Genomic DNA, 24,129 nt, shown 5'->3' with positions numbered 1-24,129 from the left:
CCTATTTATGAAGCAATTGTGTTTGTTCTTCTTTTTTTTAACGCTTTCGCTACAGGCGCAATTTCAGGTAAATGGAATTGTGAAAGAATCTAACACCAACAAACCGTTGCCGTTTGCCACCATTACTACAAATAATGGCCTAAATACCATCTCTGATGTAGATGGAAAGTTTAGTATCGCAACAGCAATTCCCTTTACAGCTTTTGATATTTCTTATATTGGTTTCACCAAGGCTAGGATTGCCATTGAAAAAAACAAAAATTATTATGTGGTTGTTCTTTCCCAAAAAACGGATAATTTGAATGAAGTGAGAATTTCAAATGAAAACCCGGCTTTGGCAATTATCAGGAAGACAATCAAAAATAAGAATAACAATAATCCACAGAAAAAGCTCCGCAGTTTTGAATTTAAATCCTACAATAAACTCATTGTAACCGCAAATCCTGACTCTATTGACGGAAGAATCGATTCTGTTTTTGTCCAAAAATCTATTGGGAAACAATTCTCAAAAATTGACTCTTCCGATTATAAATTTAAAGACGTCATACGCCAACAGCATCTTTTTCAAACCGAAAAAGTGTCACAATATCAATTTGCCAATAGTACATTAAAAGAAACGATATTAGGTACCAAAATGGCTGGTTTCAAGCAACCTGTTTATGAAATCATTGCTTTCAATTTACAGTCATTCTCTATTTACGATTCCAGTTACGAACTTTTTGAAACCAAATACAACAGTCCTATTGCCAATGATGCGCTAAACGATTACAACTATAAACTCTTGGATTCACTTATCATTGACGGCAGAAACACCTATATGATTTACTTCAAAAACAAGAAAAAAAGAAAAGCATCAGGACTGGAAGGTGTACTTTATATTGACCAAAATAATTTTGCTGTTGCCAAAGCGGTAATGCGCATAAAAGGCGTTCTTGACATTAGCGGAATTCATGATTTCAAGTACATTCCCAATGAAAAATTATGGTTTCCAACAGACAAAACGTTTAAAATTGTAAAGGGCAAGAATGATGACGATATAAAAATTCTTGGCGGAACGATTCAATTTGATGGCGATGTAGAACAAGATTTTAAAGAAAGAAAAAAGGTTGCTTCAGATTTTACTTATTTGCTTTCGCACACGAATAATTTTGAAATTCAATATAACATTCCGATACAAATTAAAAAATCGGCGATTTACATCGAAATCAAAGACGATGCAATTAACAAACCAGAACATTTTTGGAACACTTACAGAAAAGACAGCTTAGACAGTCGAAGCCAAAAAACGTATTTGGCATTGGACAGTATTTCTTCCAAAAAACGAATTGAAAGCCGCATTCGTTTTGGTCGAAAAATCATCAACGGATATTTACCAATAGGAAAATTCGATTTAGACTTACGTAAATTATTCAGTTATAATAATTACGAAGGATTCAGATTGGGAATTGGCGGAGTCACCAATGAACAATTTTCAAAAAAATTCAGAATCGAAGGCTACACCGCTTATGGAACTAAGGATGGGAATTTCAAATACAATTTGGGAATGGCGACTCGGGTTGGCAAATTTTCTAATTCCTGGATTGGCGTTTCTTATACCGATGATGTTCGGGAAATTGCAAGCACCGTGTTTACAATTGATAAAAAAGCGTTCAAAATCTATGATCCAAGACCAATAAACATCAGTACATTTTACAATTATGTGAGTTGGAAAACATTTATAGAAACCAAAATCATTCCGAAAACAGAAAGTTTCTGGGAACTTTCCCGTGCCGCAATAGAACCAAAATTCAATTATATATTTAACCTAAACGATAAATTATACTCGAGTTATGTAATGACAACCGCAATGGTTTCTTTACGATGGAATCCATTCAGCGATTACATGCAAACGCCTACGGGACGAATTGAAGTAGAAAAACGTTTCCCGAAATTCACTTTTCAATACACACAATCCCTGCCTAAGGTTATGCAAAATGATTTTGAATTCAGCAAATTTGATTTCAAAACAGAGTATGAAAAGAAATATTTAAACGGGCAAAAAACAAGTCTACTTTTCGAAGCCGGTTATGCACTTGGCGATGTACCGCTGACACATTTGTACAATACGTCTCCTAATAATATCACCAAAGAAACTATTATGCAGAGAATCACTTTTGCAGGAAAAAACAGTTTTGAAACCATGTTTTTCAATGAATTTTTCTCCAGTGAATATGCCTATTTTCAATTTAAACATGGCTTTAGCCGCGTAACATTATTCAAAAAAGTAAAACCTTCATTAGTTCTTGTTTCCAGAATGGCTTGGGGAAATTTACGAAAACCGGAACAACATGTCGGATTGGATTACAAAACCTTGGACAAAGGTTATTTCGAATCTGGAATAGAGCTAAACCAAATTTACAATGGCTTGGGATTAGGCGGATTTTACCGATACGGTCCAAACCAGCTGAGTAAATTTCAAGATAATATTGCGGTAAAAATAAGTTTCGTCCTTAATCTGGGACTTTAATGACTCGAAACGAATTTCAAACCAATAATCGAACTGATTAAAGTGGTAATGAAAAATATTCGCCAGAAATCGGCCGGTTCTTTAAATACAAAAATTCCAACAAGAACTGTTCCTACTGCCCCAATTCCTGTCCAAACCGCATAAGCCGTTCCAATAGGCAATGTTTGTGTGGCTTTGTAAAGCAACACCATACTTATTACCAAGCATATTAAGAATCCTCCCAACCATAATGTTGCTGTCGTTCCTGAACTTTCTTTGGCTTTGCCCAAACATGTCGCGAAACCCACTTCAAAAAGACCACCTATAATTAATAAAATCCAGTTCATGTTAATGCTTTATAATTAATACCGAAGGAACGCCGCTCAACCAAGTACTTCTGGAATCAACGAGTTCTTTCCAGCTTTCAAGACTGATTAACATTAAATCCTGTTGATCCAAAAATTCCTTTTTAATTATTTTATTGGTTATCAAACTAATGTTGTTTGGATGTTTTTGTTCCAAAGAATCTATAGCGCTATTCATCACAAAATTAGTCGTAAGATGTCCATTTACATCCAAAAGAATAATTTTAGAATTGTTGTTGTAAATTAATTTTTGCACATAATCAATCAAAAAAGAATCTTCTGGGCTGAAAATTGGAATAAAAACATGGTTTACTTGCTGCAAATCTTTATCGATCAAAATCCCTATTGGCATCTTGGTTTTAGAAATAATCTGTCTGGTTCTTTCGTCAAAAGGGGAATTTTCAAACAACCCTTCTTTTCCGGTGAACTTATCAATCAATCGATCCGGATTGATTATTCTTGTGGTAAAACCAATTACTTTTCCAAGAATGGTTCCTTCAAATATTGATTTTCCCAAACCTATCAGCAGTAAATCATAATCCCCTTGATTGGCAACATCGGCAATCTCGGTTTCAATATCCATCGTTGCTTTAAAAATGGTGGTAATATCCTGTTTAAGTAGGTGGGATTCTTCAACAATAGGGTAAAAACTATTTTTTTCTTTGTCTTCCATGTTAAAAGTATGCACCTCATCACTTAAAGATAAATGCATCACGGTAATACTGGAAGTATTTTTTTGCCTTTTTATTAAACTATTGGCCAATCGCAACAAGGATTTTCCTTTTTCGTTGTTCCCGAATGAAATTAAAATTCGATATTTATTATGGTTTGTTTGTTCTATAATTTCAACACCATCTTTAGTCTTAAAAATATAATTGATTAAATCCAAAGCAGGTCCCGTCATAAAAGTAGTAACCAAAGCCATGATTACCATCATTGTAAACACTTCGGGAGTTAAAACTTTAAGTTCTAAACCGATGTTTAAAACAATCAATTCCATCAATCCTCTGGTGTTCATCAAGGCGCCAATAGTCAAACTGTCTCGCCAATTCTGACCTACAAATTTGGCTGCTAAAGCACTTCCTAAAAATTTTCCCACTACGGCTACCAAAATAATAAAACCGGTAACTTTCCATAAGTAAGGATCATTAATAAGGCCAATTTCGGTTTTCAAACCCGTGAAAACAAAAAACAAAGGCAGTAAAAGTATTAACGCAACATCCTCTACTTTTTCTATGAATATCGTTCTGAATTTTGGAACATCCGGCATAATAGCTCCCGCCATAAACGCTCCAAAAAGTGCATGAATCCCAATAACTTCAGTAGCATAGGACGAAAGAATCAGTACCAGAAAAAAGATAGCTACAACTGGTTTAATTATAGTATCTTTTGAACCATACAAATCCCCAATTCTTTTCAAAAATGGTTTTACAATAAAAATCATGGCAACAACATAAAGTACTGCCAACATAATAATGTATAATGAACTGACGAAAGTTCCCGCTTTTACAATTGCAATTACCACGGCCAGAATACACCAAGCGGTAATATCATCGGCAGCGGCGCACGTAATGACAATAGCACCTAATTTTGTTTTATGAATTCCTCGTTCCTGAACAATTCTTGCTAAAACCGGGAAAGCAGTAATACTCAAGGCTATTCCCATAAACAAACTGAAAGCAAGAAATTTGACTCCTTCGGGAGCAAATCGATTGTAAACAAAATAAGCCAATCCAATCCCAAGTGCAAAAGGGATAACGATACTGGCATGACTGATTACCACCGCTTCATTAGCTTTGTTTTTCAGCACTTTCAAATCGAGTTCCATTCCTATGACGAACATAAAAAGTATCAATCCTATCTGACTCAAAAATTTTAAATTTCCTAAGGATTCAGCCGGGAATAATGCCCCGGAAAATTCAGGAAAATACAATCCCAATAAGGACGGTCCAAGAACAATTCCCGCAATAATCTCCCCAATTACTGATGGTTGTCCAATTTTCTTGAAAATCCAACCAAAAACTCGGGCAACAAGTATTATCGTTATAATTTGTGCCAAAAGGATGGCTAAAGGATCCTGAAAATTGTGTTGCATAGAAGCTATAAAATCACCCCAAGAACCGTTTCCGCTTTCAGGCATTACAATAACTTCACTTGCTTCTAATTTTTTTCCTTTACTAATAATCCAATACATTAATGCAGTGAAACCGCCTGTTACACCTAAATAAAACAATGTATTTTTATAATTCTTCATATCCATTTTTATGTATTCATGCTCAACTCTAAAAAAACAAAGATGAGAAATTCAAATGTATAATTTATATCCCACAAAATTATTTAATTGTAAAATAAAAAACCGGCATAATCAGTCCCATACAACAACAAAAAGTTTTAGTTAAAACAAATGATTTATAGCGGTTTTGACTACCTTTACCGCCGTTAAATATGAATTATGATTAAGTGGTTTAGTTTAGGATTTTGGGAATTAATAGCCCGAATTGTCCTTAGAAATAGAATTTTGATGTTATCCATTATTGTAGCGATAACAGCTCTTTTAGCAATGCAATGGAAGAATATCCACTTCACCTTTACCGAAGCCAATTTATTACCGGATGACAATATTGTAAACATTCAGTACAATGCCTTTTTAAATAAATTTGGTGAAGAAGGAAATCTAGTCATCATAGGTGTAAAAGACAATGCCATATTTACCCCAAAAGCTTATGCTTCCTGGAGTAAACTGATGAATACCCTGAAAGGAGACCAAGCGGTAGATTTAGTAATTTCATTAAATGACTTAAAGAAATTACAAAAAAATGATTCGTTGGCAACCTTTGAATTGGTTCCTTTTGTGGACCAAAGCAAAACCGTTGATCCAGCCTATCTTCAAAAAATAAGGAAAGAACTTTTCAATGATTTACCGTTTTACGAAGGATTGCTTTTCAACAAAAGATCGGGAAGCATACGTTCAGCCGTTTACATGGATAAAAAAATTGTAAACACGGCGGCCCGAAAAGATTTTGTTCTTGATAAATTAGTTCCTGCAGTCGAAACATTCGAAAAAGAAACCGGAATCGACCTGCGTGTTTCGGGAATGCCTTACATCCGAACGCTGAATGCAAAAACCATTACAGATGAAATAAGCATCTTCATTGGCGCCTCATTATTAGTCACTTCATTGCTTTTCTTCTTCTTTTTTAGAAGTTTTAGAGCCACCTTAATATCAATGGTAATTGTTATTATCGGCGTGATGTGGTCCTTTGGATTTTTAGGATTATTGAATTACGAAATCACGGTTTTAACGGCTTTAGTTCCTTCATTAATCATCGTAATCGGAATTCCGAATTGTATTTTCCTGACCAATAAATACCATCAGGAATACAAAGTTCACCACAATAAAGCCAAAGCCTTACAGCGTGTTACTACCAAAGTGGGAATGGCAACACTAATGACAAATCTTACCACAGCTATTGGTTTTGCTACGTTTGTCGCTTCAAATAATCAATTGTTATTAGAATTTGGGGTGGTGACTTCCATCAATATTATGGCACTTTTCTTTTTGTGTATCATTGTTATCCCTATTTTTCACAGTTATATTCCAGCGCCAAAAGAGCGCCACATTGAGCATTTAGACCGAAATTATGTTAAGGTTTTCATGGATTGGATTCTGAGAAACGTAAAATACAATCGCTTTTCGATTTACGTCGTTGCAATTCTACTTTTAGTAATTAGTATTATCGGAATCTATGAAATGCGTATTTCCGGCAGTTTGATTGAAGACATGCCTAAAAAAGAAGCCTTTTTTGAAGATATTGTTTTCTTCGAAAAAGAATTTGATGGTGTTATGCCGCTGGAAATCATGATTGACACCAAACGTAAAAAAGGAGTCATGAGATTGTCTACGCTGAGGCGAATGGAAGAACTCGAGGAAACCATTGACGAAATCCCGGAACTATCAAAACCCATTTCCATTGTCAATTTGGTTAAATATTCCAAGCAAGCATACTACAACGGAAATCCGGAATATTATGAATTGCCGACGTCACAGGAACAGTCGTTTATTTTGTCATATGCTAAAAATGCCACAAAAAACTCGAAAGACAATCTGATGAAAAGTTATGTGGATTCTACTGGACAATTTGCCCGAATCACAACTTTTATGCGCGATGAAAACGGCGATAATATTGCCAAAATTGAAGCTGAAATTCGTAAAAAAGCAGATAAGCTTTTTCCACCAAGTCAATACAACGTTAGCATTACCGGAAAAGCATTGGTTTTCCAAAAAGGAACCGGTTACCTGCTGGATAATTTGCTTTCCTCTTTGGTTTTTGCCTTTTTCCTAACCTCACTTTTGGTGGCGTTTATGTTCCGTTCGTTCAAAATGGTACTGGTTTCTATTATCCCGAATTTATTGCCGTTGTTGCTAACGGCAGGAATTATGGGCTTTCTGGATATTCCGCTGAAACCATCAACGATTTTGGTTTTCGGGATTGCGTTTGGACTTTCGGTAGATGATACGATTCGATTTTTGGCGCAATACCGCGAGGAATTAAAGAAAAACAACTGGAAAATCCGCAAGTCTGTTTACGCCACATTTACAGATGCCGGTTTGAGCATGTTTTATACTTCTATCGTGTTATTTTTCGGGTTTTCGGTATTTATGTTGTCCAGTTTTGGAGGAACAATTGCTCTTGGCGGATTGATTTCGTTGACATTATTGTTCGGAATGCTGTCGAATTTGATGTTATTGCCGGCTTTGGTATTGACGTTGAATAAAACATTGGCAAACGAACAGGAATTCATCGAACCAAAAATTGACATCATCGAACATACCGATGAGGAGATTGACAATTTCGAAAAAAATAAATAAGAAAATTAGACGCTGTTTACTTCGTTCGTTCCCGCTTTACACTACAATCTTTTTCAATCCTGTCAGGGTTCAAAACCCTGACAGAATTAGTTGTAAAGTAGATATAAAATAAGACATAAAAACAGCTTTTTTTATGATCTGGGTTTATTAAGTCCTCGATCGTAAAGGACAATGCTGCCTGCAACAGATACATTTAAACTTTTTTCGGATTTGAATTTTACGAGGTAATGACATTTGGCAATGGCTGCTTTTGATAGTCCGTTATCCTCAGCGCCCAATAGATATACGCATCGTCTTGGATGTTCAAAAGTTTCTAAATCAGTTGCGTTTTCATCTAATTCGACACCTACTAATCGGGCACCTTTTGGCAAGTTTTTATAAAAGTCTTCGAACGACTCATAATGAAAATAAGGAATTGACTTTACAGCATTGTGCGTATCGCAAGCCTGTTTAGCGTAGCGATTGCCTATGGTAAATATATAACTTGCCCCTAAGTTTTGTGCCGTACGCCATAATACACCCAAGTTCTCAGGAGTTTTACCGTTTTGAATTCCAATACCAAAATACTCTGTTACAAAATTGTCGTTCATAGGGCAAAAATACAAACTGTTACTAGGTTTGTCAAGTTTTTAAAATATTTATGCAGCTTGTAGTTGGGGAAGCATCTACTTTTACTTAAAAAACCCAAAATTGACATCGAACCAAGCGATACCGAAATTGACGCTTTGACGAAAGAGTAAATTGTCTAATCCAATTTGTCAGGGTTACATTTTTATTACACTAAAATTGAAAATTCCGTCTAGTAAGGCGGGATTTTTTTATGTTTTAAAAACAAAATATTACAAATTTCTTCAAAATGTTCTATTTGCTAAATCTTCTATTAATTGCGATTACTACATCATTCAACCAATTACTTTTATTATCTTTTATTTCATCCTCATCTATTAAAAATTCTGAAAGATCATTTTTTCTACATTGTAAATTAACAAAGTTGGTGTCCCAACTAGAAACAGGAGAATAATTAATCAAAAAAATAATGTATAGATAAAAACCCAAAACACGAAAAAAAATTGACACCTTTATAAAAGCTCTAATTGTTTGATGTTTTTTGTTTTCTTTAATTGCTTTTCGAACAAAATAAAACAGCTGAATTACAAAAAACAATATAAGAACACTAGACACAAATTTTGTATTATACCTGTCTTCAAAACTTAACGAAAAGAAAACTACAGCAAATAAAGCTACTACATTTGAAACTATTACATTAACTATAACAAAATAGCTCGCCCATTTTACATCTATTTCAAATTTTTCCAAAGTCAGTTTTATTTTTAATATCCGCAAATATAGCTAAAAACTCACATAAATGATTCTAGAGAATATTTTCAACATTACCTAGCTTGATTATTGTGCCTAAAAAACTTGCATGAGTAATAAATCCGTTTAAAAAATATAATTCCACTATTCCCTAGCCCCGATAATAGCGACATCCTTTTACTTTTTCCTTTAAAAAGTAAAAGATATAGCGAATAGCGGGAAATAGCTCCTGATTACCCTATTTCTTACAATGACTTTTCAAACAAATCATTTATATTTGCAGTTCAGTCACGAGACAATTTTTAATATCAATTATATACATAAAATGAGACATACAAAAGTTAAAGACTTACTAAACAGCACAACAACGCTTCATGAAGTGAATGCAAAAGGATGGGTGAGAACTTTTAGAAACAATCAATTTATTGCCTTAAACGATGGTTCAACCATTGATAATATACAATGTGTTGTCGATTTTGAGAACACGCCAGACGAAACCTTGAAGAGAATTACAACTGGAGCTGCGATTTCAGTAACAGGAACTTTGGTAGAAAGTAAAGGTGCCGGACAAAAATTTGAAATTCAGGTAGCTAAACTAGAAATCCTTGGAGATTCAGATGCAGAGAAATTCCCGATACAACCAAAAAATAAACCGAGCTTGGATTTCTTGCGTGAAAATGCGCATTTAAGAGTTCGTACCAATATGTTTGGAGCAATTATGAGAGTACGTTCGGTATTGTCGTATGCGGTTCACAGTTATTTTCAAGAGAAAGGTTTTGTGTATGTGAATACGCCAATCATCACGGGTTCGGATGCTGAAGGTGCTGGTGAAATGTTTAAAGTTACCGCTTTGCCATTTGACGGAACGCCAAGAACAGAAGACGGAAAAGTGAATTACAAAGAAGATTTCTTTGGGAAAGAAACGAACCTTACGGTTTCGGGACAATTAGAAGGAGAAACTTTCGCCATGGCTTTGGGTCAGATTTATACTTTTGGGCCAACCTTTAGAGCGGAAAACTCGAATACTTCGCGCCACCTTGCGGAATTTTGGATGATTGAGCCAGAAGTGGCTTTCAATGATTTGAATGACAACATGGATTTGGCCGAAGATTTTATTCAGTATGTAATCAAATATACGATGGACAAATGTCCGGAAGATTTGAAATTCTTAGAAACGCGATTATTGGACGAAGAGAAATCAAAACCAGTTGCTGAAAGAAGCGAAATGGCTTTGCTTGACAAATTAAACTTTGTTTTGGAAAACAATTTCAAGCGTGTTTCATACACCGAAGCAATTGATATTTTAAGAGATTGTACGCCAAATAAAAAGAAAAAATTCAACTATATCATTAACGAATGGGGTGCTGATTTACAATCAGAACACGAACGTTATTTGGTGGAGAAACACTTTAAATGTCCAGTAATCTTGTTTGATTACCCGGCAAATATCAAAGCATTTTACATGCGTTTGAACGAAGACGGAAAAACGGTTCGTGCGATGGATATCCTTTTCCCAGGAATTGGAGAAATCGTGGGAGGATCTCAAAGAGAAGAGCGTTTTGATGTTTTGGTTGAAAAAATGAAAGCCTTAGGAATTGATGAAGAAGAATTGTGGTGGTATCTTGATACTCGACGATTCGGTTCAGCGGTTCACTCAGGGTTTGGACTTGGATTCGAAAGATTGGTATTATTTGTAACAGGAATGACAAACATTCGTGACGTAATTCCTTTCCCTAGAACACCAATGAATGCGGAATTCTAAAAAGGTTTATTCGGTTAATCGTTTATTTGTTTAACCGATCATCCCGAATAAACGATTAAACAAATAAACGATTAAACTTAATGCTAAAGCAATTTCTAAATTTAAAATTATCACAGAAATTATCTCCTCAACAAATTCAGTTGATGAAGTTAATTCAATTGCCTACGCAAGCTTTCGAACAACGTTTATTGGAAGAAATGAACGAGAATCCAGCTTTGGAAGCCGGAAAAGAAGAAGATGAGTATGAAAAGGACGAGTTCGAAAACGAAGATTATGACGATTATGATGATTCGGAATCAGATAGAATTGAAGCCGAAGACATCAACATTGACGAATATTTAAGCAACGACGAAACTCCAGATTATAAAACACAGGCCAACAATTACAGTGACGACGATGAAGATCGCGAAACGCCTTTTGCTGCGCCAGTAAGTTTTCATCAGGATTTAATCAATCAGTTGAATACTTTTATCCTGAATGATGAAGAGCGGGAAATTGCCGAATTTCTGGTAGGAAGTATTGATGACATGGGCTATATCCGCAGAAGCGTTCCAGATATGGTAGACGACATGGCGTTTACACAAGGCATTTACACCGATGAAAAAATGGTGGAGAAAATGCTGCAGGTGATTCATGAACTGGAACCATCCGGTGTGGGAGCGCGTGATTTGCAAGAATGTTTATTGTTGCAATTGAAACACAAAACACCAACGGAATACGTAGAGCTAGCCACTGATATTATCGAAAATCAGTTTGATGCGTTTACCAAAAAACATTACGACAAGCTGTTACAAAAATACAATGTTTCGAATGAGCAACTTAAAAAAGCGATTCACGAAATAGAAAAACTGAATCCAAAACCAGGCGGGTCGTTTACCGGAAACAACAAAGTAACGGAAAATGTAGTTCCTGATTTTGCCATCAGAATTGTGGACGGCGAACTGGAACTTACCTTAAACGGGCGAAATGCTCCTTCCCTGCACGTTTCCAAAGATTATCAGGAAATGATGCAAACCTATAAGGATTCCAGAGATAAATCAGCGCAGCAAAAAGATGCGGTGCAGTTTATCAAACAAAAACTGGATTCGGCTAAATGGTTTATCGATGCGATTCGCCAACGTCAGGAAACACTTTATGTAACCATGAATGCGATTATGCATTATCAGGAAGAATATTTTCTGGATGGTGATGAAACCAAGTTGAAACCGATGATTCTGAAAGACATTGCCGATATGGTGGGTCTTGATATTTCGACAATTTCACGTGTTGCGAACAGCAAATATGTAGAAACGCCTTATGGCACGAAACTGATTAAAGAATTCTTCTCGGAAGCGATGAAAAATGACCAAGGTGAAGATGTTTCGACATTGGAAATCAAAAAAATTCTCCAGAACACTATTGAGGAAGAAGACAAGAAAAAACCACTTCCAGACGATCAACTAGCCGAAATTCTTAAAGAAAAAGGCTATCCAATCGCGAGAAGAACCATTGCAAAATACAGGGAACAACTCGATATTCCGGTAGCGAGAATGAGGAAGAAAATGTAAGAATGTTGATTTTAGAATGCTGATTAACGATTTAAGATTTAGTGTTGCTAAAAAATGATTTTATAAAAAGACAAACCCTTTCGGAGTTCTAAACTCTGAAAGGGTTTTTAATTTTCAAAACTTTAATATTTCAATCCTGTCTCAGCTCCCTTTCCTTCGGAGAGTCCCGAAGCGTCGGGAGAGGAGAGGATTTCTATTTTTTCTCCTGATCCTTCTTCATCGCATGATAATAAGCGGCACGGCTTAACGGCTCGTATTCTTCGGTTTCGCCTAACATGACCAGTTTATCATTGTCAGTTTTTCGGAAACTGTAATTCGCCAAATTTCCGGTGCGGGTACACACGGCATGTACTTTGGTAACATATTCGGCAGTTGCCATTAATGCGGGCATCGGACCAAAAGGATTTCCTTTGAAATCCATATCTAATCCGGCAACAATTACTCGTATTCCCTGATTGGCCAAATCATTACAAATTTTGACAATTTCGTCATCAAAAAATTGTGCTTCGTCAATTCCTACGACATCACAACCTTGCGCCAAAATAGCAATATTTGCGGCAGCAGGAACGGGCGTAGAACGGATTTCATTGGCATCGTGCGATACGACCATTTCATCATCATAGCGCGTATCGATTGCCGGTTTGAAAATTTCTACTTTTTGCTTGGCAAACTGCGCTCTTTTCAAACGACGGATCAATTCCTCGGTTTTACCCGAAAACATGGAGCCACAAATGACTTCGATCCAACCAAATTGTTCTTTATGATTTACTGTATTTTCGAGAAACATTTTGTATTTTTCTGACTTAAAAAATGAATAGTTTTTATTACTTTGTAATGGATAAAACCGACTTAAAAATTTTATACTTTTACGTCGTTTCAAAAGTATAACATTTTTATTGAATCGGAGATTCGCGAGCTCTTATTTAAAAAATAAAATCATGCGAGCAAAGGTTCCTTCTTCCTTATGCTAAATAAAAATAGGAAGATATTTATTAAAAAGACCCGCCTAACACACTATAATTTCAAAAGTTATGAAAAAAAAATTGGAAGCCGATTTAATCAGCATTGCACACAGAATATTACAATTAAAAAATAAATCTGACATCAATCAATTATATCTGGAAACGCAGAAATTATATGAAAAACTTTCTGTCTTACGATTTGTAGACGAGCACTTTAGTGAGGCGAAACCAACTATTGGCGCTGCTGAAATAGAGCAGAAAATTGAATCCATTTTTGATAAAACAGAATCGGTTCAACCGGAAGCTAAAGCAGTAATCGAAGAAACTGTTGTCGAAGAAATTGCTGAAACGCCTTTGGAACAAGCAACAACAACTGCTGATGAATCTGAATCTGAAACAAATATTGTGGAAGAAGAAACTGTTGAAGTTCCTTTGGAAGAGACAATTTCTAATGAAGAAGTAACTCCGGAAGAAGAAAAAGAAGAAGCCATTATTGAGGAAGAAATAGTTGTGGAGGAAAAAGAAACTTCAGCACCTGAAACGACAGCGTTCACTCCGGCTTTTGAATTATCTCAAGAGGAGGAAGTAGAAACGGAAGTGGAAGCTCCAAAGAAAATGGAACCGGTACAAATTTCTTTCGAAGATTTATTGGGCGGAAATTACCATGACACCCAGTTTGTAAAAGTGCAACAAATTGAAAATATTCCCACTGCAGTAGTAATCGAAACTCCAAAAGAAATCGTTGCGGAGGAAGAAAAAGTATTACCTGTCAAAGAAGAAGCTGTTGAACCAAAAACAGTTTCGCTGAACGAAAAATTAGCCAAAGGAATCAACATCGATTTGAATGATCGCATTGCTTTTATAAAACACCTTTTTGGAAACAGCAGCGAAGATTACAACCGCGTTTTAAATCAATTAATCACGTTTGATACGTTCTACGAAACCAGAGATTTTATTCAGGAAATGGTAAAACCGGACTACAATAACTGGGAAGGAAAACAAGAATATGAGGAACGTTTTATGGATATTATAGAGAAGAAATTCTTGTAAACTTCCTTAAACTTTCTGAATATACATTTGAACAAATACAGATTTTCTATAGAATTTGTATTTAATTATTTTATCTATGTCAAAATTATACATCGTTCCTACGCCAATTGGCAATCTCGAAGACATGACTTTTCGAGCCATTCGAATTCTTAAAGAAGTCGATTTGATTCTCGCCGAAGATACTCGGACGAGCGGTAAATTACTGAAGCATTTCGAAATTGGCACGCACATGTATAGCCATCACATGCACAACGAGCACAAAACCGTGGAGAATTTAATTTCCCGTTTAAAAGCCGGAGAAAATATTGCCTTAATTTCAGATGCAGGAACGCCTGCCATTTCGGATCCTGGTTTTTTATTAACCCGCGCTTGTGTCGAAAATGGAGTTGAAGTAGAATGTTTGCCAGGCGCAACAGCATTTGTACCTGCATTAGTGAATAGTGGTTTACCTAATGATAAATTTGTTTTTGAAGGTTTTTTGCCTGACAAAAAAGGGAAACAAACCCGTTATTTGGCTTTAACCGAAGAAACACGCACGATGATTTTGTATGTTTCTCCTCATAAATTACTAAAAACTTTAATGGAGTTTATTACTTATTTTGGAGAAGACAGACCGATTTGTGTTTGCAGAGAATTATCAAAATTACACGAAGAAAATGTTCGAGGAACTGTACGAGAAGTTTTGACTCATTTTGAAAAAATAGCTCCAAGAGGAGAAATTGTTGTGGTTGTAGGCGGAAAACCAATAACAAAAGAACCTAAAAAATCCAAATTCTCATCTGAAGAATAAAATAATTATGAGTCCAGCATCTTTCTTAGAAAAATTAAAACAAACTCCAGAAGCAATAGCATTTACAGAAACTATTGCAACCATTGAACAAGACTACGACTTTACTCCAACGGCATTTGAAAACGGTTTGCAACACAATGCCGCAGGAGAAAATTCCGGCTCTTGCAAATTATTTGCTTTTGCCCAATTGCAAGATTTAACTGAGAAAGAAACATTGTCTTGTTTTGGAGCCTATTATTTTGAGGACGTTTTGAAAAACCCAGAAGGAACCGATCACCAGAATATTCGCAATTTCATGAAAACCGGTTGGGATGGAATTGCATTTTACGGAAGTGCTTTAGTATTGAAATAAAAATAGTTGAACCGCGAATTTGCGGTTATTCCTTTTTCAAATTCCTAATTCCAAAATCTAAAATCCTAAACTAATATGCGTTGGACCCTCAAATCAAAACCTTCCGAAGATACCGTGAAAAATTTGGCGAAAGCTTTGAATGTGGAAGATTTTGTGGCTACGTTATTAGTGCAGCGCGGTATTGAAACATTCGAAGAAGCTAAGGCTTTTTTCAGACCTTCATTAGACCATTTGCACGATCCATATTTGATGAAAGATATGGAAAAAGCAGTGGAACGAATTGAAAAAGCGATAGCCAATCAAGAAAATATTCTCGTTTTCGGCGATTATGATGTCGATGGAACAACTGCGGTTTCACTCGTTTCTTCCTATTTAAAAACCTATTATCCAAACGTGGCGACCTACATTCCCGATCGTTATGACGAAGGTTATGGAATATCCTTTAAGGGAATTGACTTTGCTGATGACAATGGATTTTCACTCATCATTGCTTTGGATTGCGGTATAAAGTCTATCGATCATGTGGCTTACGCCAAAGCACGAAACATCGATTTTATCATTTGTGATCACCACAGACCGGGAGATTTTTTACCCGAAGCCGTTGCCGTTCTCGACCCAAAACGAGACGACTGTACTTATCCTTATGATGAATTATGCGGTTGCGGAATCGGTTTCAAATTGATTCAGGCATTGGGAAAAAACAGAAACCAGACAATCGATGATTTGATTCCGTATTTGGATTTGGTTTCAGCTGCGATTGCTGCTGATATTGTCCCGATGACCGGAGAAAATCGGGTACTGGCTTATTTTGGATTGCAAGTCATCAATTCTGACCCAAGACCGGGAATCAAAGCCATCATTCACCAAATAAAAAAACAAACTTTAGATATTACCGATGTTGTTTTCATCATCGCACCCAGAATAAACGCCGCCGGACGCATTAAACACGGGAATCATGCGGTGGAATTATTAACCGAATTTGATTTTGAGCAAGCCCAACAATTTGCTTCCGAAATTGAAGCCTATAATTCGGAGCGAAAGGATTTAGACAAATTAATCACCAAAGAAGCGTTAAAACAAATTGAGGAAAACAATGAAAAAGAACGTTTTACCTCGGTAGTTTTTCAAGAAGATTGGCACAAAGGTGTGATTGGAATTGTAGCTTCCCGATTGATAGAAACCTATTATCGTCCGACACTTGTTTTTACCAAAAGTGGCGATAAATATGCGGCTTCGGCACGATCCGTAAAAGGATTTGATGTGTATAATGCGCTCGAAGCGTGTACCGAACATTTGGAACAATTTGGTGGTCACATGTATGCTGCGGGAATGACTTTAAAGGAAGAAAACTACCAAATTTTCAAAGATGCTTTCGAAAAAGAAGTCGAAAGAACCATTCATCCGGATATGTTGACGCCCGAAATTGCGGTTGATGCCGAAATTGATTTTGCGGATATTACCCCAAAATTAATTAGAATCCTGAAACAATTTGAACCGTACGGACCACAAAATATGACTCCAATTTTCCTGACTAAAAACATCAAAGATACCGGTTATGGAAAACCGCTTGGACAAGAAGACGAACACTTAAAACTTTTTGTCAAACAATCCCGTAGCCTCGGGACCGAAGGCATCACTGCAATTGGTTTTAATTTGGGTAACAAAATCGAACTGACTACCCATCAAAAACCTTTTCAAGCCGTGTATTGCATTGATGAAAACGAATGGAAAGGTAAATTAAGTTTGCAATTGCGATTGCGAGATATTAAACAATGATTCTGTTGCTATGAAAAAAAATGACCCATACTCAGCCCTGCGTTATAAAGAATTCAACATTTTTTTATTATTGCGTTTTGCCATGGTTTTTGGTTGGTCGATGCAGTTTATCGTGATTGAATGGGAAGTATACAGTTTGACTAAAAATCCGTTATCATTAGGAATTATTGGATTAATGGAAGTCATTCCAGCTATTTCGATGGCATTATTTGCCGGACACATTGTTGATCAAAAGGAGAAAAAAGGATTGCTTTTCAAATGTATTTTAGGGTTTTCAATCATTAGTTTGGGCTTGTTTTTATTTACGTGGCCACCGTTTATCAAAGATTTTTCTACCCAAACTATTTTATACTCCATTTACTTTTTCGTGTTTCTAGGAGGATTGGTCCGTGCTTTTCTTGGCCCGACGATATTTTCTCTTTTGGCATTGATTGTTCCTAAAAAAATATATCCAAATGCTGCCACATGGAGCAGTTCCGTATGGCAAATAAGTTCGGTTTTAGGACCTGCAGTAGCTGGTTTCTCCATCAATTGGATTGGCGTTCATTGGTCAATGTCTATCGTTTTGGGATGTTCACTTTTTGCTTTAATCGCTTTAACCCAAATAGCAACGAAGCCTATTTTGAATCCAAAAATTGGGGAACCTATTATGGAAAGTTTGAAAGAAGGCGTAAAATTTGTTTTCAACAATAAGACGATTTTAGGCGCTTTATCATTAGATATGATTGCCGTTCTTTTTGGTGGAGCCGTTGCTTTATTACCCATTTTTGCACAAGATATTTTAAAAGTGGGACCGCAGGGATTTGGTGTTTTGAGAGCCGCTCCTGCTGTTGGAGCTTTTTTAATGCTGATAATCTCCGCTTATATTCCTTTTACTAAAAATGCGGGTATGAAACTGCTGTCGGCAATTTTTGCGTTTGGGATTTGTATTATCGTTTTTGGACTTTCGTCGATTTTTTGGTTATCAGTTATTGCTTTATTTTTAAGCGGTGTTTTCGATGGGATTTCGGTGGTGATACGCCAAACTATTTTGCAATTGAAAACTCCCGATCACATGCGAGGCCGAGTTGCAGCTGTGAATTCTATATTTGTAGGTTCCTCTAATGAATTAGGAGCTTTTGAAAGCGGCTTAACTGCAAAGCTAATGGGAACTGTTAGCGCAGTGGTCTTTGGCGGAAGCATGACATTGATTACCGTATTTCTTACCGGAGCCGTATCGCCTACTTTTAGAAAACTAGACTTACAAAAAGATATTGAAGAACACGAAAAGAGCGAGTAATAAATAGTTTTTTAGAAAAAACACTTGCTATAGCTCGTCGGTAAAATAATCTCAAGATTACTTACCGACTTTTTTATGTCTTTTTTATGTTTTATTATTTAGAATAAATATAAATAATACTTATATTTGTTTCAAACTGATGACAGATGCAAGAAATAAAACAAATATATCATAACAATTTAGGTACTTCTTTTTACTGGAGAAAGGATAATGGCATTGTACTGGACAAAGTCCAACTGGTTTTTAGAGAAATGGGTTTTTATTTTACCCAACAGGAACTGCAACTATTTAAGCGCTGTATTGAGGACAGCTATTTCCAAAATAAATGCTGCGAGGATTGTGAACTGAAAAACAAATGTCACAAATTTTTACTAAAAACGCCTTGTTCCCAAATTGATTTGGCTGTTTCCATGGAAGAATTAGATGCCGTAAAAGACTTGGTGGAAGGTACTTTGTTTAAAATAAATCTAGATGAATATTTGTATGGAGAGGGAATGAATTAGGGTTTAATGCTTTTTAATCTCAAAATTCTCGCCATCAAAAACGCCATAAGTAAAATACGTAATCCAGTCGCCTAGATTTACGTACTCGGCATTTTCACCTACGGTTACTTTCATAGGCAAATGGCGGTGGCCAAAAATAAGGTAATTGTAGTGTTTGGTTTCCAGTTTTCTTTTGGAATAGAGAATTAGCCATTCGTTGTCTTCGCCAAGAAAAGTCACATCTTCATCACCAGAAATCAATTTGTTTTTTACGGAAAGGTATTGCGCCAGTTTCACGCCAATATCCGGATGAAGCCATCTAAAAAGCCATTTGAAAAACGGATTTGTAAATATCTTTTTCATGCGTTTGTATCCTAAATCTCCAGGACCTTTTCCGTCACCGTGACCAATAAGGAATGTTTTATCTGCAAAAGTGTATTCTTGATTGTCATGAAACACGGGAATATTCAGTTCTTTCTGGAAATAATCTTCCATCCATAAATCATGGTTTCCCACGAAAAAATAAATAGGGATTCCACTGTCTCGGATTTCGGCGAGTTTGCCTAAAACACGAATAAATCCTTTTGGGACTACAGTTTTGTATTCGAACCAAAAATCAAATAAATCGCCCAATAGAAAAATAGCTTCGGCATCGCCTTTTACCTCATCGAGCCAAGCCACAAATTTTTGTTCTCTCGGAAAACTCAATTCAGGTGTTGGTGCGCCAAAATGCTGGTCGGAGGCGAAATATATTTTTTTGTTATTGGGTAATTGCATGAAGTTACAGTATGGATTTCATATTATCACTAGCAAACCATTCTGCAAAAGAAGATTCGGTTTCTTGTAATTTCAAAGAGAAAAGAGTGATTCCTTCCGGTAATCGGCTGATGATTCTTTGAGAAAAATCGACTACCATATTTTCGCTTGTTGGTTGGTAATCTACCAAAATAACGTGGTGTCCGCGGCTCATTAATTCGTTTGCCAATTCGATATGCGGAGTCGTTCCGTTGAAAACAGTTGCATGGTCAAATTGATCTACAATTTCTTCTTTTACAATTTTCTTTAAATCCGTGAAGTCAATCACCATTCCAAATTTCACATTGGAACGATCTGTAATTGGAGTTCCAATTACCGTTACTGACAATTTATAACTATGTCCGTGAACATTTTTACATTTCCCGTCATAACCGTATAAAGCGTGTCCGGTTTCGAAACTAAATTGTTTTGTAATTCTGATATTGCTCATCGGAGTTTAATTTTGATGCAAATTTAGCAAATTGATATGAGAAATGGGATGTAAATGTAGGGCAAACGATTTTAAGGAATTATTACACGTAGTTTTACAAAGAAGCATAAAAAATATAATAATTAAACCATTAAGAAATTAAGAAAAATTAAGTTAAGATCTTGATGAAACTTAATTTCTTAATGGTAAACAAAACAAAAATTAGTCAAAAAAATATTCGGATTCCACTGAGACCTAGCCCTGATAGGAGTGAAAATCCTTTTGTTACCCTGTCAGGGTTTCGAACCCTGACAGGGTACTAAAAGATTGCAACGGATAGCAGGAAATAGCTCCTGAAATATCCCGAAGCGTCGGGACAGAATAAATCCTGAAAAAATTACTTTTTGAATTGGGACAACGCTTTTCTGGTAAAATCAGACAGCACCAATTTACCCGAAATCGCGGCGCGTTCCAGCAACAATGTATCCCAATGTTGCGTTCCTTCCCACAACACTTTTTTCATTTCCAGTAAAGCTTCAGGGTTATAACTGGATAATTTAGCGCTGAAATCAGCTATTGCGGCATCCAGTTCTTCGACGGTTTCAAAAGTATTGGCGTACAATCCTTTGGCTGCAGCCCAATCAGCGGTTTTCCATTCGTGGGCTGCAAGCGTCATTTCGGCCATTGCCGTCTTTCCGATTTTCTTGGAAACTACAGGTTCTATTACAAAGGGACCAATTCCGATTGCCAATTCTGATAGTTTTATTGATGCATTTTTTGTCGCCAATGTATAATCACAAGCTGACGCAATTCCTACGCCGCCGCCAACTGCTTTTCCGTGAACGCGGCCCACAATAAGCTTGGAACACGAACGCATCGCATTGATTAAATGCGCAAATCCAGAGAAAAAATGGGTTCCTGCTGCTTCATCAGAAACAGCCAAAAGTTCATCAAAAGAAGCGCCTGCACAAAAAGCTCCCGAGCCTTCACTTTGAATAACAATCACCGAAACAGCTGGATTTGTGCTTAAAATAGCGAACTCATTTGTTAAACGATTCAATAATTCTCTTGGAAAAGAATTGCTCGAAGGATGACCAAATGAAACGGTTGCAATTTTATTTTCGATTGTTGTGAAGAGCGAACCTGTTGGGTTTTCTGATACCATAGCGGGGATTTTGATGTAAAGTTAAAAAAAGTAAAGGAGGATTTGGCTTTTTTTCAAATAGAATGGATTTGTATTTTGAAATTTGCTTTTTGGAAAATTTATATGTTATATTTGCGAACACGTTTGGGGGATTAGCTCATTTGGTTAGAGTATCCCGAAAGCTTTCGGGAGGGCAATTAGTTCGAAGTTCTTAATTACTTTATAAATAATATTGGGGGGATTAGCTCATTTGGCTAGAGTGCTTGCCTGGCAGGCAAGAGGTGACCGGTTCGAATCCGGTATTCTCCACCAGTAAAATCAAGCCTTACAGAGATGTGAGGCTTTTTTATTTTAAATCCTATGTTTTATACTTATATCATTTTCTCTAAAACTTTAGACAAATATTACACTGGTTCCTGTGAAAATATTGAAAATAGACTTAATGACCATTTAAATAGCAGAAGTACTTACACAAAAGTGGCTAAAGATTGGATAATGGTTTATTTTGAAAGTTTTGATTCACGCTCATTGGCTGTACAAAGAGAAATGGAAATCAAAAAGAAGAAAAGTAGAAAATATATTGAATTTTTAATATCAAAAGAATCATCTGAATAGAGTGTCCCGAAAGCATTCGGGAAGGTGATCGGTTCGAATCCGATATTCTCCACAAAACAAAACCGTAAAATCTTTTAATTAAGAGTTTACGGTTTTTTATTTTTAGAAATTGTTTGATTACTTTTTAAGACTGCTAAAAACTATTTAGAATAATCTATTTTCCCCACTTGTCGCATCACACGAACGATTTTAGCTTTTCGTCTGTTGATATACGAAGAAGAACTGGTTGCCGAATATTTTCTTGGATTGGGTAAAATGGCTGCAATTCCTGCTGCTTGCATCGGCGTGAGACTGGAAGCTCCTTTTCTGTACCAATGTTCTGCGGCTGCTTGTGCTCCATAAACACCATTTCCCATTTCGATACTATTCAGATACACTTCCATAATGCGTTCTTTTCCCCAAATGATTTCGATTAAAACTGTGAAATACGCTTCAAGTCCCTTTCTCAAATAACTTCGTCCTTGCCAAAGAAATACATTTTTGGCGGTTTGTTGCGATATGGTGCTTCCTCCTTTTATTCTTCGTCCTCTTTCATTGCTTTTATATGCTTTTTGCATCGCGACAAAATCAAAACCATTGTGTTTCAGGAACGTTCCATCTTCACTGGCAATAACGGCTTTTTGAAGATTCATGGAGATGTTTTCAATTGGTTCCCAGTCGTGACTGAAAAAAACTTCTTTTCCGGCAGTTTTGTTTTCAATCGCCCGAATCACCATTAAAGGCGTAAACGGAACCGGAACAAATTTAAATAGTACCACAAAAAACAAAGAGAGTCCAAAGAACCATAGCAATGCTTTGAATAAAAAACGAGTTATTTTGCTCATAAGAGAGGTAGGTTCTTTTTTAACGGGTTGTCTTGATTTTCTTGGTGTTATTTTCGTTGCCATTATACTAAATCTGCTAATTCTGTTCCAATTAAACTTCCTATTGCTACTCCCATTCCGCCCAATCGTACACCACAATAGACATTATCAGATAATTGTGAAACAATGGGACTTTTGCTGTTACCAATACCCATGATGCCGCTCCAACGGTGTGCAATTTGGAAATCCTGATGAGGCAAAATTACTTCTTTTAATAATTGTTCCAATTTTTTTTGGACAATTTCTGTTTGTCCAAATTCGGTTGTGTTCTCCGTCTCAAAATCCAGATTTCTTCCACCTCCCAATAATATTCTGTCGCCAATATTCCTGAAATAATAATACCCTCTATCCAAGTGAAAAGTTCCTTTTATATCTAAGTTTTTAATAGGTTCAGTGATTAAAACTTGCGCTCTGGCCGGGTTAACAGCTCCAGTTGTCAATGTATTTGCAAAACCGTTAGTCGCAAACAATATTTTTTTGGTACTAAAACTGAAATCACCAAGTGCCACTTCTACTCCATTTCCCTTATCGAAATAAGAAGTAACGGTTTGCTGGTTTAGAATTAAAATATTTTTAGAAACTGCTTCTTTTAACAACGCCTGCATCATATTTCCGGTATCTATTTGTGCTTCAAACGGATTGAAAACTAAATATTCCTGTATGCCGTTGAACCCAAAACGGTCTACTTCTTTGGCAAAAACATTCGCCTTAAATAGTGGTCTTAAAATTTCATTGATGAAGGGCAATTTCCCAACACACTCACTGTAACAACTTTCATCGTCTTTTAAAAACAACTCATATCCACCATACGGTTTGAAATCTATCGTGTCATCACCGAGTCTTTTTCGCAACAATTGCAAGCCTTTCCATCGTTTTTGAACAAGATGAATCACTTCTTCTTCCGAATGGGATTTTAAATCGTCTATGATTTCTGAAAGACTTCCAAAACAGGCAAAGCCAGCATTTTTCGTACTCGCTCCCTGCGGTAACATTCCTTTTTCCAACACTAGAATTTTGCTTTCAAGGAATCTTTCGCGCAAGCGTAATGCAGCATGTAAACCTACAATACCGCTTCCTACGATGGTATAATCTACATCAGTAAACCAGTTTTTTAATTCCCAATAGCTCAAATCCATGTTCAATTTTTTTCATAAAAATAATAATTTTTTGGATTTATTCTGAATTTATTTCAGGAGCTAATCCCGCTATCCGTTGCAAATAAATTCACTGAACTCCAATTAAAAT

Annotated in this window: 21 protein-coding genes and 1 tRNA gene; 12 read left to right on the top strand and 10 right to left on the bottom strand. The window is 36.2% G+C overall.

All coding sequences use genetic code 11. The annotated features are described in order from the left end of the window. Positions 1 to 7: 7 nt before the first annotated feature. Positions 8 to 2,506: a DUF5686 family protein gene (locus Q1W72_RS09945; protein ID WP_302135027.1), complete on the top strand. Its 2,499-nt coding sequence runs from the start codon at positions 8 to 10 to the stop codon at positions 2,504 to 2,506. Here the strand turns inward: Q1W72_RS09945 and Q1W72_RS09940 are convergent. Both Q1W72_RS09940 and Q1W72_RS09935 read right to left on the bottom strand, forming a co-directional pair. Continuing rightward, the gene (locus tag Q1W72_RS09940) at positions 2,503 to 2,832 is read right to left on the bottom strand and encodes a multidrug efflux SMR transporter (protein WP_282710959.1); all 330 of its coding nucleotides are present in this window, start codon (positions 2,830 to 2,832) and stop codon (positions 2,503 to 2,505) included. The genes Q1W72_RS09945 and Q1W72_RS09940 overlap by 4 nt on opposite strands. 1 nt (position 2,833) lies before the next feature. After that, positions 2,834 to 5,104: a cation:proton antiporter gene (locus tag Q1W72_RS09935; protein WP_302135024.1), complete on the bottom strand. Its 2,271-nt coding sequence runs from the start codon at positions 5,102 to 5,104 to the stop codon at positions 2,834 to 2,836. Positions 5,105 to 5,302: 198 nt separating this feature from the next. On the opposite strand from Q1W72_RS09935, the gene Q1W72_RS09930 reads away from it, so the two are divergent. Beyond that, positions 5,303 to 7,720, top strand: coding sequence for an RND family transporter (locus Q1W72_RS09930; RefSeq protein ID WP_099714196.1), 2,418 nt, complete (start codon positions 5,303 to 5,305; stop codon positions 7,718 to 7,720). A 131-nt stretch (positions 7,721 to 7,851) separates the two neighbouring features. Here the strand turns inward: Q1W72_RS09930 and Q1W72_RS09925 are convergent, their stop codons facing one another. After that, positions 7,852 to 8,310 (bottom strand): RNA methyltransferase, encoded by a 459-nt coding sequence (locus Q1W72_RS09925; protein ID WP_091166166.1) that lies wholly within the window; start codon positions 8,308 to 8,310, stop codon positions 7,852 to 7,854. A 271-nt stretch (positions 8,311 to 8,581) separates the two neighbouring features. Beyond that, positions 8,582 to 9,037 carry a hypothetical protein gene (locus Q1W72_RS09920; RefSeq protein ID WP_099714195.1) on the bottom strand — a complete coding sequence of 152 codons (456 nt, stop codon included), beginning with the start codon at positions 9,035 to 9,037 and terminating at the stop codon, positions 8,582 to 8,584. A gap of 325 nt (positions 9,038 to 9,362) precedes the next feature. Between Q1W72_RS09920 and asnS the strand changes: the two genes are divergently transcribed. Then, complete coding sequence (gene asnS / locus Q1W72_RS09915) at positions 9,363 to 10,799, top strand: asparagine--tRNA ligase (protein WP_099714194.1); 1,437 nt, start codon at positions 9,363 to 9,365, stop codon at positions 10,797 to 10,799. Positions 10,800 to 10,879: 80 nt separating this feature from the next. Beyond that, on the top strand, positions 10,880 to 12,346 hold the full coding sequence (gene rpoN, locus Q1W72_RS09910; RefSeq protein WP_099714193.1) for an RNA polymerase factor sigma-54: 1,467 nt from the start codon (positions 10,880 to 10,882) through the stop codon (positions 12,344 to 12,346). Between the two features lie 193 nt (positions 12,347 to 12,539). Here the strand turns inward: rpoN and Q1W72_RS09905 are convergent, their stop codons facing one another. Beyond that, on the bottom strand, positions 12,540 to 13,133 hold the full coding sequence (locus tag Q1W72_RS09905) for a thymidine kinase (RefSeq protein WP_099714192.1): 594 nt from the start codon (positions 13,131 to 13,133) through the stop codon (positions 12,540 to 12,542). Positions 13,134 to 13,377: 244 nt separating this feature from the next. Between Q1W72_RS09905 and Q1W72_RS09900 the strand changes: the two genes are divergently transcribed. The 6 genes from Q1W72_RS09900 to Q1W72_RS09875 all read left to right on the top strand — a co-directional run bounded on the left by Q1W72_RS09900 (position 13,378) and on the right by Q1W72_RS09875 (position 19,058). After that, positions 13,378 to 14,358 (top strand): hypothetical protein, encoded by a 981-nt coding sequence (locus Q1W72_RS09900; RefSeq protein WP_099714191.1) that lies wholly within the window; start codon positions 13,378 to 13,380, stop codon positions 14,356 to 14,358. 76 nt (positions 14,359 to 14,434) lie between these two features. Further along, a complete protein-coding gene (rsmI, locus tag Q1W72_RS09895; protein WP_302135020.1) occupies positions 14,435 to 15,148 on the top strand; it encodes a 16S rRNA (cytidine(1402)-2'-O)-methyltransferase in 714 nt (237 codons plus the stop codon). Positions 15,149 to 15,155: 7 nt separating this feature from the next. Continuing rightward, complete coding sequence (locus Q1W72_RS09890) at positions 15,156 to 15,500, top strand: HopJ type III effector protein (protein WP_302135018.1); 345 nt, start codon at positions 15,156 to 15,158, stop codon at positions 15,498 to 15,500. A gap of 75 nt (positions 15,501 to 15,575) precedes the next feature. Further along, positions 15,576 to 17,276, top strand: coding sequence for a single-stranded-DNA-specific exonuclease RecJ (recJ, locus tag Q1W72_RS09885; RefSeq protein ID WP_302135016.1), 1,701 nt, complete (start codon positions 15,576 to 15,578; stop codon positions 17,274 to 17,276). A gap of 10 nt (positions 17,277 to 17,286) precedes the next feature. Beyond that, positions 17,287 to 18,555, top strand: a complete 1,269-nt coding sequence (locus tag Q1W72_RS09880) for an MFS transporter (protein ID WP_099714187.1) — start codon at positions 17,287 to 17,289, stop codon at positions 18,553 to 18,555. 146 nt (positions 18,556 to 18,701) lie between these two features. Beyond that, a complete protein-coding gene (locus tag Q1W72_RS09875; protein WP_282715140.1) occupies positions 18,702 to 19,058 on the top strand; it encodes a hypothetical protein in 357 nt (118 codons plus the stop codon). Between the two features lie 3 nt (positions 19,059 to 19,061). Here Q1W72_RS09875 and Q1W72_RS09870 read toward each other — a convergent pair whose 3' ends face one another. From Q1W72_RS09870 to Q1W72_RS09860, 3 genes are all read right to left on the bottom strand, one after another. Beyond that, positions 19,062 to 19,814: a UDP-2,3-diacylglucosamine diphosphatase gene (locus Q1W72_RS09870; protein WP_302135012.1), complete on the bottom strand. Its 753-nt coding sequence runs from the start codon at positions 19,812 to 19,814 to the stop codon at positions 19,062 to 19,064. A gap of 4 nt (positions 19,815 to 19,818) precedes the next feature. After that, on the bottom strand, positions 19,819 to 20,283 hold the full coding sequence (locus Q1W72_RS09865) for a 6-carboxytetrahydropterin synthase (protein ID WP_099714184.1): 465 nt from the start codon (positions 20,281 to 20,283) through the stop codon (positions 19,819 to 19,821). Positions 20,284 to 20,659: 376 nt separating this feature from the next. Beyond that, positions 20,660 to 21,427 (bottom strand): enoyl-CoA hydratase/isomerase family protein, encoded by a 768-nt coding sequence (locus tag Q1W72_RS09860; protein WP_302135010.1) that lies wholly within the window; start codon positions 21,425 to 21,427, stop codon positions 20,660 to 20,662. A gap of 214 nt (positions 21,428 to 21,641) precedes the next feature. On the opposite strand from Q1W72_RS09860, the gene Q1W72_RS09855 reads away from it, so the two are divergent. Both Q1W72_RS09855 and Q1W72_RS09850 read left to right on the top strand, forming a co-directional pair. Then, positions 21,642 to 21,718 (top strand) — tRNA-Ala (locus Q1W72_RS09855). Between the two features lie 48 nt (positions 21,719 to 21,766). Further along, positions 21,767 to 22,021 (top strand): GIY-YIG nuclease family protein, encoded by a 255-nt coding sequence (locus Q1W72_RS09850; protein WP_099714182.1) that lies wholly within the window; start codon positions 21,767 to 21,769, stop codon positions 22,019 to 22,021. Positions 22,022 to 22,161: 140 nt separating this feature from the next. Here the strand turns inward: Q1W72_RS09850 and mtgA are convergent, their stop codons facing one another. Together mtgA and Q1W72_RS09840 are read right to left on the bottom strand one after the other, a co-directional pair. Continuing rightward, positions 22,162 to 22,908, bottom strand: coding sequence for a monofunctional biosynthetic peptidoglycan transglycosylase (gene mtgA / locus Q1W72_RS09845; RefSeq protein ID WP_282710971.1), 747 nt, complete (start codon positions 22,906 to 22,908; stop codon positions 22,162 to 22,164). After that, complete coding sequence (locus tag Q1W72_RS09840; protein ID WP_302135007.1) at positions 22,908 to 24,020, bottom strand: FAD-binding oxidoreductase; 1,113 nt, start codon at positions 24,018 to 24,020, stop codon at positions 22,908 to 22,910. Before Q1W72_RS09840 ends, mtgA begins: the two co-directional genes overlap by 1 nt. Positions 24,021 to 24,129 lie beyond the last annotated feature (109 nt).

Origin of the sequence: Flavobacterium sp. ZE23DGlu08 (assembly GCF_030505335.1) — a bacterium.
In the GTDB taxonomy this organism is placed as follows: domain Bacteria; phylum Bacteroidota; class Bacteroidia; order Flavobacteriales; family Flavobacteriaceae; genus Flavobacterium; species Flavobacterium algoritolerans.
The sequence above is the reverse complement of the archived record's forward strand: the minus strand, read 5'-3'. Positions and strand labels throughout refer to the sequence as shown.